Annotated in this window: 11 protein-coding genes; 6 read left to right on the top strand and 5 right to left on the bottom strand. The window is 71.3% G+C overall.

Going from position 1 to position 15,034, the window contains the following annotated elements:
• Nucleotide 1 precedes the first annotated feature (1 nt).
• The 4 genes from AUC47_RS03120 to hrpA are packed head-to-tail and all read right to left on the bottom strand — an operon-like array spanning nt 2 to nt 6,919.
• A complete protein-coding gene (locus tag AUC47_RS03120) occupies nt 2-964 on the bottom strand; it encodes an NYN domain-containing protein (RefSeq protein ID WP_096713774.1) in 963 nt (320 codons plus the stop codon).
• The gene (locus tag AUC47_RS03115) at nt 957-1,952 is read right to left on the bottom strand and encodes a Gfo/Idh/MocA family protein (RefSeq protein ID WP_096713773.1); all 996 of its coding nucleotides are present in this window, start codon (nt 1,950-1,952) and stop codon (nt 957-959) included. Before AUC47_RS03115 ends, AUC47_RS03120 begins: the two co-directional genes overlap by 8 nt.
• Nucleotides 1,953-1,994: 42 nt before the next feature.
• The gene (locus AUC47_RS03110) at nt 1,995-2,939 is read right to left on the bottom strand and encodes a quinone oxidoreductase family protein (RefSeq protein WP_096713772.1); all 945 of its coding nucleotides are present in this window, start codon (nt 2,937-2,939) and stop codon (nt 1,995-1,997) included.
• A 59-nt stretch (nt 2,940-2,998) separates the two neighbouring features.
• Entirely contained in the window at nt 2,999-6,919 is a 3,921-nt protein-coding gene (gene hrpA / locus AUC47_RS03105; protein ID WP_096713771.1) for an ATP-dependent RNA helicase HrpA, read from the bottom strand.
• An 85-nt stretch (nt 6,920-7,004) separates the two neighbouring features.
• Between hrpA and AUC47_RS03100 the strand changes: the two genes are divergently transcribed.
• The 3 genes from AUC47_RS03100 to AUC47_RS03090 all read left to right on the top strand — a co-directional run bounded on the left by AUC47_RS03100 (nt 7,005) and on the right by AUC47_RS03090 (nt 10,745).
• Complete coding sequence (locus AUC47_RS03100) at nt 7,005-8,216, top strand: heparan-alpha-glucosaminide N-acetyltransferase domain-containing protein (protein WP_256999422.1); 1,212 nt, start codon at nt 7,005-7,007, stop codon at nt 8,214-8,216.
• Nucleotides 8,217-8,287: 71 nt separating this feature from the next.
• Nucleotides 8,288-8,860: an FMN reductase gene (gene msuE / locus AUC47_RS03095; RefSeq protein WP_096713769.1), complete on the top strand. Its 573-nt coding sequence runs from the start codon at nt 8,288-8,290 to the stop codon at nt 8,858-8,860.
• A gap of 67 nt (nt 8,861-8,927) precedes the next feature.
• Nucleotides 8,928-10,745, top strand: a complete 1,818-nt coding sequence (locus AUC47_RS03090) for a thioredoxin domain-containing protein (RefSeq protein ID WP_096713768.1) — start codon at nt 8,928-8,930, stop codon at nt 10,743-10,745.
• 3 nt (nt 10,746-10,748) lie between these two features.
• Here the strand turns inward: AUC47_RS03090 and AUC47_RS03085 are convergent, their stop codons facing one another.
• Nucleotides 10,749-12,305, bottom strand: coding sequence for a dolichyl-phosphate-mannose--protein mannosyltransferase (locus AUC47_RS03085; protein ID WP_096713767.1), 1,557 nt, complete (start codon nt 12,303-12,305; stop codon nt 10,749-10,751).
• A gap of 51 nt (nt 12,306-12,356) precedes the next feature.
• Between AUC47_RS03085 and rsmI the strand changes: the two genes are divergently transcribed.
• From rsmI to AUC47_RS03070, 3 genes are all read left to right on the top strand, one after another.
• Entirely contained in the window at nt 12,357-13,178 is an 822-nt protein-coding gene (gene rsmI / locus AUC47_RS03080) for a 16S rRNA (cytidine(1402)-2'-O)-methyltransferase (RefSeq protein WP_096713766.1), read from the top strand.
• The gene (locus AUC47_RS03075; RefSeq protein ID WP_256999421.1) at nt 13,175-13,870 is read left to right on the top strand and encodes a class I SAM-dependent methyltransferase; all 696 of its coding nucleotides are present in this window, start codon (nt 13,175-13,177) and stop codon (nt 13,868-13,870) included. The genes rsmI and AUC47_RS03075 overlap by 4 nt, the downstream gene beginning before the upstream one ends.
• Nucleotides 13,871-13,936: 66 nt before the next feature.
• Nucleotides 13,937-15,034, top strand: coding sequence for a LacI family DNA-binding transcriptional regulator (locus tag AUC47_RS03070; protein ID WP_096713765.1), 1,098 nt, complete (start codon nt 13,937-13,939; stop codon nt 15,032-15,034).

Here is a 15,034-nt window from a genome sequence, read left to right as displayed (position 1 = left end):
ATCACCGCTCGCGCAGGCGCACGAGCCGTTCGTGCCCCGTCTCCTCCAACTCGGCGATGTCGTCGCGGGACTTCAGGAAGTCGGAGAAAGATCGGTAGCCGAGCGCCTTCTCACTGAACGAGGGGTCCATACGGCGCATGTGCGTCTTCACCGCCGAACTGTGCAGCCACTCGTCGGCGTCCGCCTTGTCGTGTCCGAGACGAAGAGCACGCTGCAGCAGCTCCGTCGCCTCGTCCTTCTCGTCGGCCTCGTCCTTCTCGTCGGCTTTGGTCGGGGCGGCGGCCGCCTTCTGCTTCGCGGTCTTCGCGGGCTGTCGCGACTTCGTCTTCGCCGCCGGCTCGACCGTGGGCTCAGGCACGGTCTCCGGCAGCTCCGGTGCGGCGGGCGACTTCGACGGGCGCACGACGCCGGGAAGGGAGTCGTACGCCTCGAACTCGTCGCAGGCGGCGGCGAGCGACTTCGCGGTCGACCCGGCCACTCCGACGCCGATCACGTAACGACCCAGCCGCTTGCACCGCTGCGCGAGCGGGACGTAGTCGCTGTCGCCCGCGACGATCACCACGTGCGTGAGGTCGGGGAGGCGGAACATGTCCTCCACGGCATCCACCGCGAGCCGGATGTCGGCGCCGTTCTTCGCATACGCGGCGGCGGGGAAGAGCTGCACGAGATCGACCGCGCGGGCGACGAGCTGCGAGCGGTACTCGGCGTTGACCGGTGACGACCAGTCGGCGTAGGCGCGGGTGAGCACGAGGGTGCCGAACGAGGCGGCGTAGTCGATGATCGCGCCCACCTCGATCATCGCCCGGGTCAGACGCTCGGCGACCTCGGGATCGTCGGGGTTCTCGGAGATGCGCTGGCGGTCCTTGCCGTACGCGTTGCGTCCGTGCACGCGGTCGTACCAGGAGATGACGATGTTGTCGAAGTCCAGGTAGACCGCCACGCGGGCGTCGGTGGCCTCAGCCATTGGTCGCCCCTTCCCTTGGGTAGCGCACCCCGATCTGCGCTCGGATCTCGTCGAGAGTGCCCATGATCGCGACGCTCTCGGCGATCGGCAGGACGTCGCCCTCGAGGATGCCGTCGCGCACGAGCCGCTCGGCGGCCATGGCCTGATACTGCATGCCGCGGCCCGCGACGTCGGAGACGTACTCCTCGGTCACGGTGCCGTCGGGAAGGATCACGCGGAAGGTCGTGGGGGTGTACCAGACGTGGTCGATGTCGATCCGGGCCTCGGTGCCCACGATGCTCGCCGTGTTCGGCCCCGCCGCCCGCGACGATGACAGGCTCGTCGAGATCGCGCCGCCTTCATGGGTCATGATCGTGGCGACCTCGGCGTCGGCCCCCGTCTCGATGAGGCGCCCGACGGCGGTCACCGTCGTCGGTACGCCCAGCACGTCCCAGATGAACGAGATCGGATAGATGCCCAGATCGAGCAGCGCGCCGCCGCCGAGCTCGAGGTCGTTGAGGCGGTGCGAGGGATCGGTCGGGAGGGACTGCGTATGGTCGGCGGTGACAGCACGGATCTCGCCCAGCGTGCCCGCCTCGATGATCTCGCGGATGCGCACCATGTGGGGCAGGTAGCGGGTCCACATCGCCTCCATGGCGAGGAGCCCCCGCTCCGCTGCGATGCGCTGGAGGTCTTCCGCCTCCTGCCGGTTCAGCGTGAACGCCTTCTCGACGAGCACGTGCTTACCCGCCTCGAGCGCGAGCTTCGCGTTCTCGTGGTGCATCGGGTGCGGCGTCGAGACGTAGACGATGTCGATGTCGGGGTCGGCGACGAGAGCCTCGTACGACGGGTGCGCGTGCGCGATGTCGAAGCGGGCGGCGAAGGCATCCGCCGATTCCTGCGAGCGCGAGCCCACGGCGACGAGATCGAGTCCCGCGGTGCGCAGGTCGGATGCGAAGGCGCCGGCGATGCCGCCGGTCGCGAGGATTCCCCAACGAAGTCCAGTCATGTTCTCAGCGTAGAGGGTGGGGACCCCGTCGAGTCGTGTCGCTCAGGGGATCAGGACGATCTTGCCGGAGGCGGTGCCGGACTCCACGAGCTCGTGAGCCTGTGCCGCCTCGGCGAGCGGGAGCTCCCGCCCGATCTCGATCGCGAAGTCGCCGGAGTCGAGCAGCGCGATCGTGGCCTCGAGGGCCTCGGCCCGCCACGTCAGCTCCTGTTCGGTGAGCGGCACGGGGGAGCCGCCGGAGAAGGCGCGGATGCCGAAGTCCGCCGCGTCCGGGCCGCGCACGATCGTCGCGATGCGATCTCGGTCGGAGACCAGGTCGAGAGACGTCTGGATCGCCTCGTCGGTGCCTGCACAGTCGAGAGCGACCGTGACTCCCTGCGGGGCGGCTTCGCGAACACGGTCGAGCAGTCCGTCGCCGTACGCGACCGGCGTCGCGCCGAGCTCGAGCAGCAGGTCGTGGCGCGCAGGGCTGGCCGTCGCGATCACCGTCGCGCCCCACGCGACAGCGAACTGCACGACCGCCTGTCCGACGGACCCGGAACCGCCGTGCACGAGCAGCACATCGCCCTCGGAGACGTCGAGCGAGCGGAGCGCCTGAAACGCCGTACCGGCGGGGATGCCGATGCCTGCACCCTCCGCCGCGGTCACCGAGTCGGGCAGCAGGGCGAGGTGCTCGGCTGGCACCGCGAGGGCGCTCGCGTAGGTGCCCCTGGTGTCTCGGATGGCGACGCGGTCGCCCACCACGAGCCCCTGCACGCCGTCGCCGATGCTCTCGACGACGCCGGCTCCGTCGAAGCCCACGCCGCGGGGTTCGGTGATCGGCGGTGACGGACGCTTCGCGCTGCGCAGCTTGGCGTCGATGGGATTCACCCCGGCCGCCTCGATGCGCACGACCACCTCACCGGACAAGGGGAGCGGATCGGGCACCTCGATCTCATGCAGGACGTCAGGGGAACCGAACTCTGTGTAGACGATCGCGCGGGCCATGCTGCCAGGCTAACGCGGATGCGGTTTCCCCGCCCCGCGGGTCGCCTCGCCCCGCTCGCTCACCGACCCGCGGCGAGGGCCTTCATGATGCGTTGCGGAGAGACGGGCTGGGCCGTGCCGAGGCGCTGGGCGAACACGCTCACCCGGTACTCCTCGAGCAGCCAGCGCGTCTCGACGAGCTCGGCCGGCGCGTCCGACGCCACGGGCATCGTGCCGCCGGCATCCTCGTACGCCTTCGCCATCCGTTCGTACTCGCTCATGCGCGAGCGGTCCTTGCCGGGTTCGGTCCCGAGCGTCTTCAGCCGGTCGAGCATCCCGTCGAGATAGCGCGGATAGTGCGCAAGGCGGTCGACGCCGGTGGCCGACACGAATCCGGGGTGCAGCAGTCCGGAGAGCTGGGTGCGGATGTCGTTCAGAGGGCCGAGCAGCGCGAGCGAGTTCTGCGACTTGATCCCGCGTTCGACCTCGCGAGCCTTCGTGAGGATGCGCGCGACGAGCGACACGCACGCGAAGAGCTCGTCGACGAGCGACGCCGAGACGAGGTCGCGCACACGCGCGAACTCCGCCTCGGTGCGGATGACGCCGCGCGCCGCTCCGGTGGCGGCGTCGATGAGCCGCTGCACGACGGCGGCACGGCAGTCCTCGATCAGCGCGGCGGCGGACGGGTACGGCGAGGCCGCGAGCGCCAGCTTCTCGGCGCTAGTGAGGTGCTCCTGCACATACGAGCTGGGGGAGGGGACGCCCAGCAGCACGAGCCGCAACACGCCGGCGCGGGTGGCCGCTGCCGCGGCGTCCGCCGTCGCCTCGACCCGCACGGAGACCGTCTTGCCTCGGTCGACGATCGCCGGGTAGCCGCGCACGACTCCACCGGCGACGCGGGTGTCGAGCACCTCGGGGAGGTCGCCGAACGACCAGGCGGTCAGGCCGTCCTGCTCGATCGACGCGGGCACGGCCGGCGACTGCGGACCCGACGCCGGGCCGGGTCGACGGGGCGGCGAGGCGATAGAGCGGGCGACGCTGCTGCGGGCGCGATCGGACAGCTTCTCCTGCAGCGCGCGCAGGTCGCGGTCGGATCCCACGACGCGGCCCCGTTCGTCCACGGCGCGGAAATTCATGCGCAGGTGAGCGGGCACCCGGTCGTCCTCGAAGTCCGCGGCGGACACCAGCTGATTGGCGAGCGGCTGGATGAGCCTCGCCAGCGCCTCCTTGAGTCCGCGCGGGGGGAGCCCGGCGTGCGACTCCGGCCCCTCGCCTGCGAGCTCGGCACCGAACTTCTCCGCCCAGTCGGCGGCGGGGACGACGTGGCGACGGATCGCTTTCGGCAGCGCACGCAGGAGTCCGGTGACGAGCTCGGCGCGCAGCCCCGGCACCTGCCAGTCGAAGCCGCGGTCCTCGATCTGCGCCAGCAGCGGCAGCGGGATCACGACGCTCACACCGTCGTCCGCCGCTCCCGGCTCGAACCGGTAGGCGAGACCGAGCACCTGGTCGCCCTGCGTCCATCGCGTCGGGAACTCACTGCGGTCCGCTCGGCTGTCGTCGTCGACGAGATCTGCCTCGCGCATCACGAGCAGCTTGGGTGTGGAGGTCAGCGCCTCACGCCACCACTTCTCGAACGAGCGGACGTCGAACACATCGGACGGGATCCGCTCGTCGTAGAAGCGGAACACCGCCTCGTCACCGGCGAGGATGTCGCGCCGACGCTCGCGCTCCTCGAGCTTCTCCAGGCGCTTGCGCAGTTCGGCGTTGCTGCGCCAGAACGCGCTCACACGCTTGTCGATCCGGCCGGGATCCCACTCGCCCTCGACGAGGGCGTGGCGCACGAACAGTTCGCGCGACGCGGCGCGGTCGATGCGGGCGAACTGCACGCGGCGCCGCGGGATGATCTCCACGCCGAACAGGGTGACCTTCTCGTAGGCGACGGCCGCCCCGGCATCCTTCGACCAGTGCGGCTCGGTGACCTGCCGCTTCGCGAGATCGCCCGCGAGCGACTCGGCCCAGGCGGGGTCGATCGCGGCGACCGTGCGCGCATAGGTGCGCGACGTCTCGACGATCTCCGCGGCCATCACGGCCTGCGGGCTCTTCTTGCGCAGCGCCGAGCCGGGGAAGATCGAGAAGCGGATGCCGCGGGCACCCCGATACTCCGCCTGACGGCGCCTGGCGTCCTTCGGTGGGGTCTTGCTCTGTCCGCGTCCGCCGGTGCTTCGTTCGTCGAGGATGCCGATCTGCGACAGCAGCCCGGAGAGGAGCGCGCGGTGGACGGCGTCGGGATCGCTGGTGCCGGGCTGGGACTCCTTCGTGCGGACCAGGGTGCGGAGCTGGCGGTGCACGTCGAACCACTCGCGCACGCGGACGTAGTTCAGATGCTCGGCGCGGCACAGACGCCGGAAGGCGCTCGACCCCAGCTCGCGCTGCTGCTCGCGCAGGTGGTTCCACAGGTTGAGGATCGAGAGGAAGTCGCTCGTCGGGTCGGCGAACCGGGCGTGCATGCGGTCGGCCTCGTCGCGCACGCTCTGCGGTGCGTCCTGCGACGGGCGCTCCCGGACGTCCTGGATCGACATGCCGGCGACGATCGCGAGCACATCGCGAGTGACGGCCGCGGAGGCGCGGGAGCGCTGAGCCTCGATGAGCATGCGCGCGAACCGGGGATCGATCGGGATGCGGGCGATGTCGCGTCCGATGCGGGTGAGCCGCGGCTCGTCGCGCGCGATGTCCACGGCGCCCAATTCGGTGAGCAGGTCGAACGCCGCCTTCACACCGCGGGAGTCGGGCGGGGTGAGGAACGGGAACGCGGTGATGTCGCCGAATCCGAGCGACAGCATCTGGAGGATGACCGAGGCGAGGGAGGTGCGCAGGATCTCCGGCTCCGTGAACTCGGGCCGGCGCGCGAAGTCCTCCTCGCTGTACAGGCGGATCGCGATGCCGTCGCTTGTTCGACCGGCGCGACCGGAACGCTGGCTGGCCGAGGCCTGCGAGATCGCCTCGATCGGCAGGCGCTGCACCTTCGAGCGCGCACTGTAGCGAGAGATGCGCGCGGTGCCGGTGTCGATCACGTAGCGGATGCCGGGGACCGTGAGGCTCGTCTCGGCGACGTTGGTGGCGAGCACCACACGACGCCGCACGCCGGCTACACGGCTGCGCTCGAACACCCGGTGCTGCTCGGCCGCCGACAGCCGACCGTAGAGCGGCAGCACCTCGGTCGGCGAGCGGTCGTTCGCATACGCGCCGCGCACGGCGTCGGCCGCGTCACGGATCTCTGCCTCGCCGGGGAGGAACACCAGCACGTCGCCGGGCGTCTCGCGATCGAGCTCGCGCAGCGCTGCCACGATCGCGGAGACCTCGTCGACCTCCTGCGCGATGTCGGGATCGGCATCCTCGTCGATCTGGGCGCGGTAGCGGATCTCCACCGGATAAGTCCGGCCCGAGACCTCGATGATCGGGGCCGGCGTGCCGTCGGCTGCCGCGAAGTGCCGCGCGAAGCTCTCGGGGTCGATCGTGGCCGAGGTGATGACGACCTTGAGATCCGGGCGCTCGGGCAGGATGCGCGCGAGGTAGCCGAGCAGGAAGTCGACGTTGAGGGAGCGCTCGTGCGCCTCGTCGATGATGATCGTGTCGTAGCGCCGCAGCAGCCGGTCACGATTGATCTCGTTGAGGAGGATGCCGTCGGTCATGAGGGCGATGCGCGTCTCGTCCGAGACCTGGTCGGTGAAGCGCACCTTGTATCCGACGAGACCGCCGAGCTCGACCTGCATCTCCTCGGCGACGCGCTCCGCGATCGTGCGGGCGGCGAGGCGTCGCGGCTGCGTGTGCGCGATCCGCTCGCGGCCGAGTTCCAGGCAGATCTTCGGCAGCTGCGTCGTCTTGCCCGAGCCGGTGGCGCCCGCCACGATCACGACCTGGTGATCGCGGATGGCGTCGGCGATCTCGCCCCGGGCGGCGCTGACGGGCAGCTCGGCGGGATACGAGATCACGGGGGAGGACATAGCCCTCCATCGTATGACGATATGCGGGCCCGCTCGCCCGCTCGGCGCACCGCGGAGCGAGGGGTGCGCGACTTACGATTCATGCGTGACCACCTCGTCTCCTCCCGTGCCTGCGCCGGGGTCGACCACGCTGCCCGTGACGCACTGGTTCCGCACGTTCGGACGTCCTCCTCGCATCCTGGGTCTCGACGTCGCCCGCGCGCTCGCCATCCTCGGCATGGCCGGGGCGCACATCGGCGAGACATCCGCGTTCGACCTGCTCGACACTTCGACCTGGCTGGACCTCGTGCACGGTCGTTCGTCGATCCTCTTCGCGGTGCTCGCCGGGGTCTCCATCGCACTGATGACCGGACGCCGTGAGCTGCCCGAACCGGCGCGCCTCCCGAGCCTGCGACTGCAGCTCGTCGGGCGGGGCGCGGTCATCTTCCTGATCGGGCTCGCCCTCGAGCTGCTGGGCACCCCGATCGCCGTGATCCTCACCCTCTACGGGCTGCTCTACGTCGCTGTCATCCCGTTCCTGCGGTGGCGGCCGTGGAGACTGCTGATCGCCGCCGGCGTGCTCGCTCTCGTCGGTCCGGCGGTGCTCGCGCTCATCGCCGTGCTCGCCCTTTTCCCGTACGGCGCGGGAATCGGGCTCGTGCTGTACGGCTCCTACCCGATCACGGTGTGGCTCGCCTTCGTCTTCGCGGGGATGGCGCTCGGGCGCCTCGGGATCGAGCGGACCCACGCGGCGGCGGTGGCACTCGGCAGCGGCGTCGGGCTGATGATCGTCGGCTACGGCCTGGGTCTGGTCGGTGCCGTCTCCGGCCTCGCGACGCGGGCGGCGGGGGAGGATTCGACGACGGGATCCGTGTCCGGGTGGGGCACGTACCCCGAAGCTCTCGCCGCCGCCGACCCGCTCGGTGCGGTGTTCTCCGCGATCTTCGCGGTCGACGCGCACTCCGGCGGGACGGCCGAGATCCTGGGGTCCGGCGGATTCGCCGTCACGGTGATCGCGCTGTGCATCCTGCTCAGCCGTCCGCTCCGGTGGATCCTCCTTCCGCTCGGCGCGCTCGGCTCCATGCCGCTGTCGGCATACACGGCGCACGTCGTCTCGGTGGCGTTGATCGGCGGTCCGGGCGGGTTCTTCTCGAGCAACCTGTTCTGGGCCGGGACCGCGATCGCGCTGCTCCTCGGGACCACCCTGTGGTCGATCCTCGTGGGTCGGGGTCCGCTCGAGCGCCTCGTCGGTCGAGCGGCGGTCGCGATGGCCTCGCCACCCGGCGAGAAGGGCGGGCAGGCAGCGCCCGTGCCCTGACCATCGCTCATGCATGTCGTTGTGTGTCGCTCCTCGCGACAGCAGGCCGGGTCGTGGGTAGCGTCGTCGGCATGACAGCCCCCTACCGTGTCGTCGCCGTGTCCGGCTCCCTGCACGAGCCGAGCAAGACCACGGCTCTCGTGCGTGCGATCGCCGACGCCGTCGCCGAGCGCGCCGAGGTCGAGGTCGAGCTGATCGAGCTCACCGCGATCGGTCCGTCGCTCGCGGGAGCGCTGCGTCGCGATCAGCTCCCCGCCGAGGTGGAGGAGAAGCTGAAGGCCATCGAGGCGTCCGACCTGCTGATCGTCGGCAGCCCCGTCTACCGCGCCTCCTTCACCGGGCTCTTCAAGCATCTGTTCGACTTCGTGGGGCAGTACGCGCTGGTCGGAAAACCGGTGCTGCTGGCCGCCACCGGCGGCGGCGAACGGCACGCGCTCATCATCGAGCATCAGCTGCGTCCGCTCTTCGCGTTCTTCCAGGCGCTCACGCTGCCGCTCGGCGTCTACGCCAGCGACACCGACTTCGACGGCTACACGATCGCCTCCGATGTGCTCCGTTCGCGCATCGATCTCGCCGCCGACCGCGCACTGCCGCTCGTCGGCTACGCAGCCTCGCGCCCGGCGGAGACGCTGCTCGTCTCCTGATTCCCGGCGCCCCTCGTCTCGGCGGAACGCGGCCCCGTGCAGCCACCGAGCGCGTAGCGTGGAGCGCATGACGAACCGGCTCGCCGACACGCTCAGTCCGTACCTCCGCGCGCACGCCGACAATCCCGTCGACTGGTATCCGTGGGGCGACGAGGCGTTCGCCGAAGCCGAGCGCCGCGACGTGCCGCTGCTCATCTCGATCGGCTACTCCACCTGTCACTGGTGTCACGTGATGGCCAGGGAGTCGTTCGCCGATCCGGCGACGGCGGCCCTGATGAACGACGGCTTCGTGGCCGTGAAAGTGGACCGTGAAGAGCATCCCGAGGTCGACGGCGCGTACATGGCGGCCGCATCGGCTTTCACGCAGAACCTCGGCTGGCCGCTCACGGTGTTCACGACGCCGCGCGGCCGCACCTTCTACGCGGGCACGTACTGGCCGCCCGAGTCGCGCGGCGGGATGCCGGCGTTCCGCGACGTGCTCGCGGCGGTGCGGGAGGCGTGGACCCAGCGACGCGCGCAGGCGGAGGAATCGGCGGACGCTGTGACCGACGCGCTGCGGCAGGCCGCGGCATCCGCTCCCTCCGACCTGCCGGATGCAGCGGCGATCACGGCGGCCGCCCGAGCGATCGCCGCCCGCGAGGACTCCGAGTACGGCGGCTTCGGAGGCGCCCCGAAGTTCCCCGTGGCGACGACGCTGTCGTTCCTGCAGGCGCCGCTCGTCGAGCGAGAGGCACCGGATGCCGCGGCGGCGGCGGCCCGCGCCCTCGCTGCGATGGCGGCATCCGATCTCCACGACGACGACGGCGGGTTCTTCCGCTACGCGACGCAGCGCGACTGGTCCGTGCCCCACTACGAGCGGATGCTGACCGACAACGCCCAGCTCCTCGACGTCGCCCTCGAGGGCGGCGACGAGGCCACGGCGCGCGGTGCCGCCTCGTTCCTCCTGGCGACACTGCGTCGTGAGGGCGGCGGCTTCGGCGCTGCTCAGGACTCGGAGTCGTGGATCGACGGCGCGCGCAGCGAGGGCGGGTACTACCTGCGTCCCCTCGCGGAGCGCGGCGGACTCGAGCCGCCCGCGGTCGACGGCAAGGTCATCACCGGGTGGAACGGGCTCGCCATCGCCGCGCTCGCCCGCGCCGGGGCCGCCCTGAGCGAGCCGGACTGGATCGCGGGGGCGCGGGATGCCGCCGTGTTCGTCCTGCGCGTCAATCGCGACTCGAGCGGGATGCTCGTTCGCGCTTCGCTCGACGGATCGGCGTCGCCCGCCCGGGCGACCACCGCCGACGTCGCGCTCCTCGCGGACGGTCTGTTCGCACTCGCCGTGGCGACCGGCGAGGCGCGCTGGGCCGTCGAGGCGCAGGGATTCCTCGACCTGGCCGTGGCCGGGCTCGAGGGCGACCCGCTGCTCTCAGCCCGCGGCATCGCGACGGCGCCCGACCAGACCGACGGCGATCTGCCCTCGGCATCCGCCTCGCTCGCGCACGCCGCGCTGACCGCCTGGAGACTCGGCGCGGGCGACCGCTATCGCGCGGTGGCGGAGCACGCCGTCCGCGCGCATGCCGCGGCGGCCATCGGCCAGCCTTTCGCGCACGGGAGTCTGCTGCGCGTCGCCGCTGACCTGCTCGACGGGCCGCGGCAGATCGTCGTCGTGACGGCCGAGCCCGACGGCGCTCTCGCGGCCGCCGCGCGCAGTGCCGACGCCGACGTCGTGGCGATCGTCGACCCGGCGCAGGCCGGGGCGTTCGCCGAGGCCGGCTTCGAGCTCTTCGAGGGCAAGTCCGACGCATCAGGCCGGGCCGACGCACCCGGCCAGGCCTTCGACTGCCGATCGTTCGTGTGCCGCCTGCCGGTCACCGACCCGACCGAGCTGTCGAAGACGCGCTGAGCCTCAGACCCAGCCGGGCAGCCAGTTGTGCAGCAGCCAGAACTCGTACGGCACGCTCACCCCGGTCCACACGGGGTAGTAGAACGCCGAGACGAGCACGACGACGGCCAGGAAGATCAGCACGGTGCGCTCGCCGGCCTGACGCCTGTGCAGCGGATCCTCTCGCCGCCCGGCGATCTGCCGCAGCACGACGGCGAGGGCGATGACGAGGAACGGCGCCATGGCGACCGTGTAGAACTGGAAGATCGTGCGCTCGGGGAACATCAGCCACGGCACGTAGGTCGCGGCGAGTCCCACGAGCGGGAACGTGAGCGCGGGTCCGCCGACCGGACGCCGTGTGACCCAGGCCCGCACGAGCCGGTAGAGCAGGTAGACGGCGGCGGCGACGCTCGCGTACCAGATCAGCGGGTTGGGAATCGTCGAGATCACCGCGATGCAGTGGTCGACCCCGCACGGTCCGGGGTCGCTGCCCACCCACACCGCGGTCGGGCGGAGCAGGAAAGGCCATTCCCACGCGGGGCTCGCATACGGGTGCCCACGGGTGAGGCCGACGTGGAAGCCGAGGATCGCCTCGTGGTAGTTCCACAGCGCGATCAGCGGGTTCGGATCGCTCTGCCTGGCGTATCCGCCCGCCGTCACGAGCCAGCCCGTCCAGCTCACGAGATAGGTCGCCGCGGCCGGGACGACGAGCAGCACGAACGAGACCGGACCCTGCGTGAACGCAGCGGCCGTCGGCCACAGCACCACTCCTGCGCGGCGGCGGGCGAGCGCGTCGGTGACGACGACGTACAGCCCGAAGGCCGCGAGCGCGTAGAGGCCCGACCACTTGACGGCGCACGCGGCGCCGAGGGCGAGTCCGGCGGCGACGAGCCACGGGCGGCGCCACAGCACCCGCCCCCACATCGGGTCGGTCCCGTCGGGGTCGCGGCGCTCGAGGAGGGGGATCGTGCGGTCCCGGTCGTACAGGATGAACAGTGCGCCCAGCATCAGAAAGAACGTGAGCGGACCGTCGAGCAGCGCGGTGCGGCTCATGACGATGCTGAGCCCGTCGATGGCGAGCAGGGTGCCGGCGACCGTGGCGACGACGATCGAGCCGGTCAGTCGCCGTGCGACGAGGTAGACGAGCAGCACCGTCGCGGTGCCGAGCAGAGCGGTCGCGAGACGCCATCCGACCGTGTTGTCAGGGCCGCCCAGCGCCATCCCGAGCGCGATGAGCCACTTGCCGAGCGGCGGGTGTACGACGAACGACCCGGCATCCGACAGTGGGAGCTCCTGCAGAGTGATGAACGCCTCGTTCGCGTTCTCGCCCCAGGTGCCCTCGTAGCCCAGCAGCCACAGTGACCAGGCGTCCTTGACGTAGTAGGTCTCGTCGAACGCGAGCTGGTGCGGATGGCCGAGGTTCACCAGCCGCAGCACCGCGGCCAGCGCGGTGACCACGAGGGGTGCGAACCAGCGCAGCATCCGTCCCCAGTCGGGATCGAGCAGGATGCGGTCGCGCAGCCGTCCGTAGCGCGTCAGCCGCTCCTCGGGGGGAGGCAGCAGCGGGACGGGGTCGATCACCGCTCCAGCCTAGACAACGGCCGGTCCCGCCGCCGCGTCTAGGCTGGGCGGGTGATCATCCTCGCCGCGACGCCGATCGGAAACCTCGGGGATGCCTCCCGCCGCCTCGTCGAGGTGCTCGAGAACGCGGAGGTCGTGGTGGCGGAGGACACCCGCACGACCGGGCGCCTCCTGCAGGCGCTGAAGATCGAGAACCGCCCGCGACTCATCGCCCTGCACGACCACAACGAGAAGCAGAAGTCCGCCGAGCTCGCGGTCCTCGCCCGGGAGCACGACGTCGTCGTCGTCAGCGATGCGGGGATGCCGGCGATCAGCGACCCCGGCTACGGGCTGGTCGCCGAGGCCGTGGCGCAGGGAGTGACGGTCACGGCGATCCCCGGGCCCAGTGCGGTGCTCATGGCTCTGGCGATCTCCGGTCTGCCCACAGATCGGTTCACGTTCGAGGGCTTCCTGCCGCGCAAGCCGGGGGAGCGGCGCTCGACGCTCACGGCGCTCGCCGCGGAGCCGCGAACGATGGTGTTCTTCGAGTCGCCGTCGCGCCTGGCATCGACGCTGACCGACATGGGCGCAGCCTTCGGCGCCGACCGCCGCATCGCGGTGTGCCGGGAGCTCACGAAGCTCTACGAGGAGGTGCGCCGCGGCACGGCGTCCGAGCTCGTGGAGTGGGCGGCCGGGGGAGTGAAGGGCGAGATCGTGGTCGTGGTCGAGGGCGCGCCCCGTCGGACCGTGTCCGCCGACGACGCTCTCGGGCAGGTGCAGGAGCTCGTCGCCTTCGGCATCCGTCTCAAGGACGCCTGCGCCGAGGTAGCCGCCGCGACGGGCCTGTCGTCTCGCGACCTGTATCAGTCCGCGCTCGCAGCCCGACGCCCGTGACGGAGAACCTTCCGGCCGCAGAATCGCGCTCTCGTCGCAAGAATCCGCGGGAGAGATGCGACGGCGAGGCGAATCTGCGATGCGAGCGCGACGTCATCGCCGGCGCCTACGACGAGCGGGCCGCGGAGTACATCGCGGTCGGCGGACGGCTCACGCAGATGGACCCCAGGGACGTCTCGATGATCCGGGCGTGGCGCGACAGCACGGACGGTGCACTGCTGGATGCCGGATGCGGACCCGGACACTGGACTGCGTTCCTCGCCGAGGCCGGGCGCGACGTCAGGGGCGTCGATCTCTCACGGGAGTTCGTCGCTTCGGCGCGGCGGAGCCATCCCGGCATCTCCTTCGAGACCGGCTCCTTCCACGAGCTGGCCGTCGCGGATGCGGCGCTCGGCGGCATCCTCGCCTGGTACTCGCTCATCCACACCCCACCTTCGGAGGTGCCGGCCGTGCTGCGCGAGTTCGCGCGCGCTCTCCGACCAGGTGGCTCACTGCTCGTCGGGTTCTTCGACGGGGAGGCGGGGGAGTCGTTTCCGCACGCCGTGACGACGGCGTACCACTGGTCGACGGAGGCGCTCGGCATCCTGCTCGTTGACGCGGGCTTCGAGGTCGTGAGCTCCGAAGCGCGTGGCCGGGCACCCGGCGAGATGAGCGCACGCCCGCACGGCGCGCTGATCGCCCGACGCTCCTGACGCCCGAGCGTTCGGCGTCGACCGGGCGGGTTAGCCTGGTGCTCACCCGAGCGAGAAGGAGCGAGCGTGAGCAGGAAGGCGACGGTCTACGACGTCGCAGAACGCGCTGCCGTGTCGATCGCGACCGTCTCGCGTGTGCTGCGGCAGCCGGATGCCGTGCGCCCGGCGACCCGCGAACGCGTGCTCGACGCGGTGACCGCCCTCGGCTACGTGCCGAGCGGAAGTGCGCGGGGTCTGGCCGAGCGTCGCACCGGTGTGCTCGGCCTGTACTTCCCGGGATTCGACGCTGCGGAGGACGCGCCGCCGCTCGACGTGCTGGGCGATCGGAGTCGCCCGTCGTTCACGGTGGCCGAGGAGTCGACCGAACCCGTGCCGGCTCCGACCATGCTGTTCCTCGACGAGGTGCTGCGCGGTGCCGAACTGGAGGCGTGGAAGCAGGGGTTCGTGCTGATGATCGGCGTCGGGCGCGACGATCCGACCCGCGAGACCGTCCGCGACATCGCCGGTCGCGTCGACGGGCTCATGGTGCTCGCGCAGAGCGTGCCCGACGACGTGCTCGCGAGGCTCGCGCAGCGGATCCCGGTCGTCGTCCTGTCCGGCCCGTCGCGCGGTGACGACTACGACCATGTGACCGTCAGCAACGCCGAGGCGATGGCGGAGCTGACGCGCCTCGTGCTCGCGGAAACAAGGCCCGGACGGTTGGCGTTCCTCGCCGGCCCGGAGGACTCGCCCGACGGCGCTCAGCGCTGGGAGGGCTTCGCCGCCGCGCTCGCCGAGGCGGGTATCCCGGTCGAGGACGTGACGGTGCTGCGCGGGGATTTCACCCGGGCGTCGGGGCGTCACGCGGGCGAAGAGCTGGTCGCCGCCGGCTCACCCTCGGCGCTGATCGCGGCGAACGATCAGATGGCGCTGGGAGCGATCGACGCGTTCCGGTCGGCGGGGCTCCGCGTACCGGATGACGTGCGCGTGACGGGCTTCGACGGCATCGAGGCAGCCGCGCTCGCGCGTCCCGGGCTCACGACGGTGCGACAGCCCATGATCGATCTGGGCCGCGCCGCGGTGCAGCTGCTCGCGCGGCGGCTCGAGCGTCCGGATGCCGCGCCGGTGACCGTGCGGCTGCCGCTGCAGATCCTGCTGCGCGAGAGCTCGCACCCGCGCGCCTGA

It is taken from the genome of Microbacterium sp. SZ1, from assembly GCF_002362255.1.
Classification (GTDB): domain Bacteria; phylum Actinomycetota; class Actinomycetes; order Actinomycetales; family Microbacteriaceae; genus Microbacterium.
Note: the sequence above shows the minus strand (reverse complement) of the source record. Positions and strands in the feature narration are given on the sequence as shown.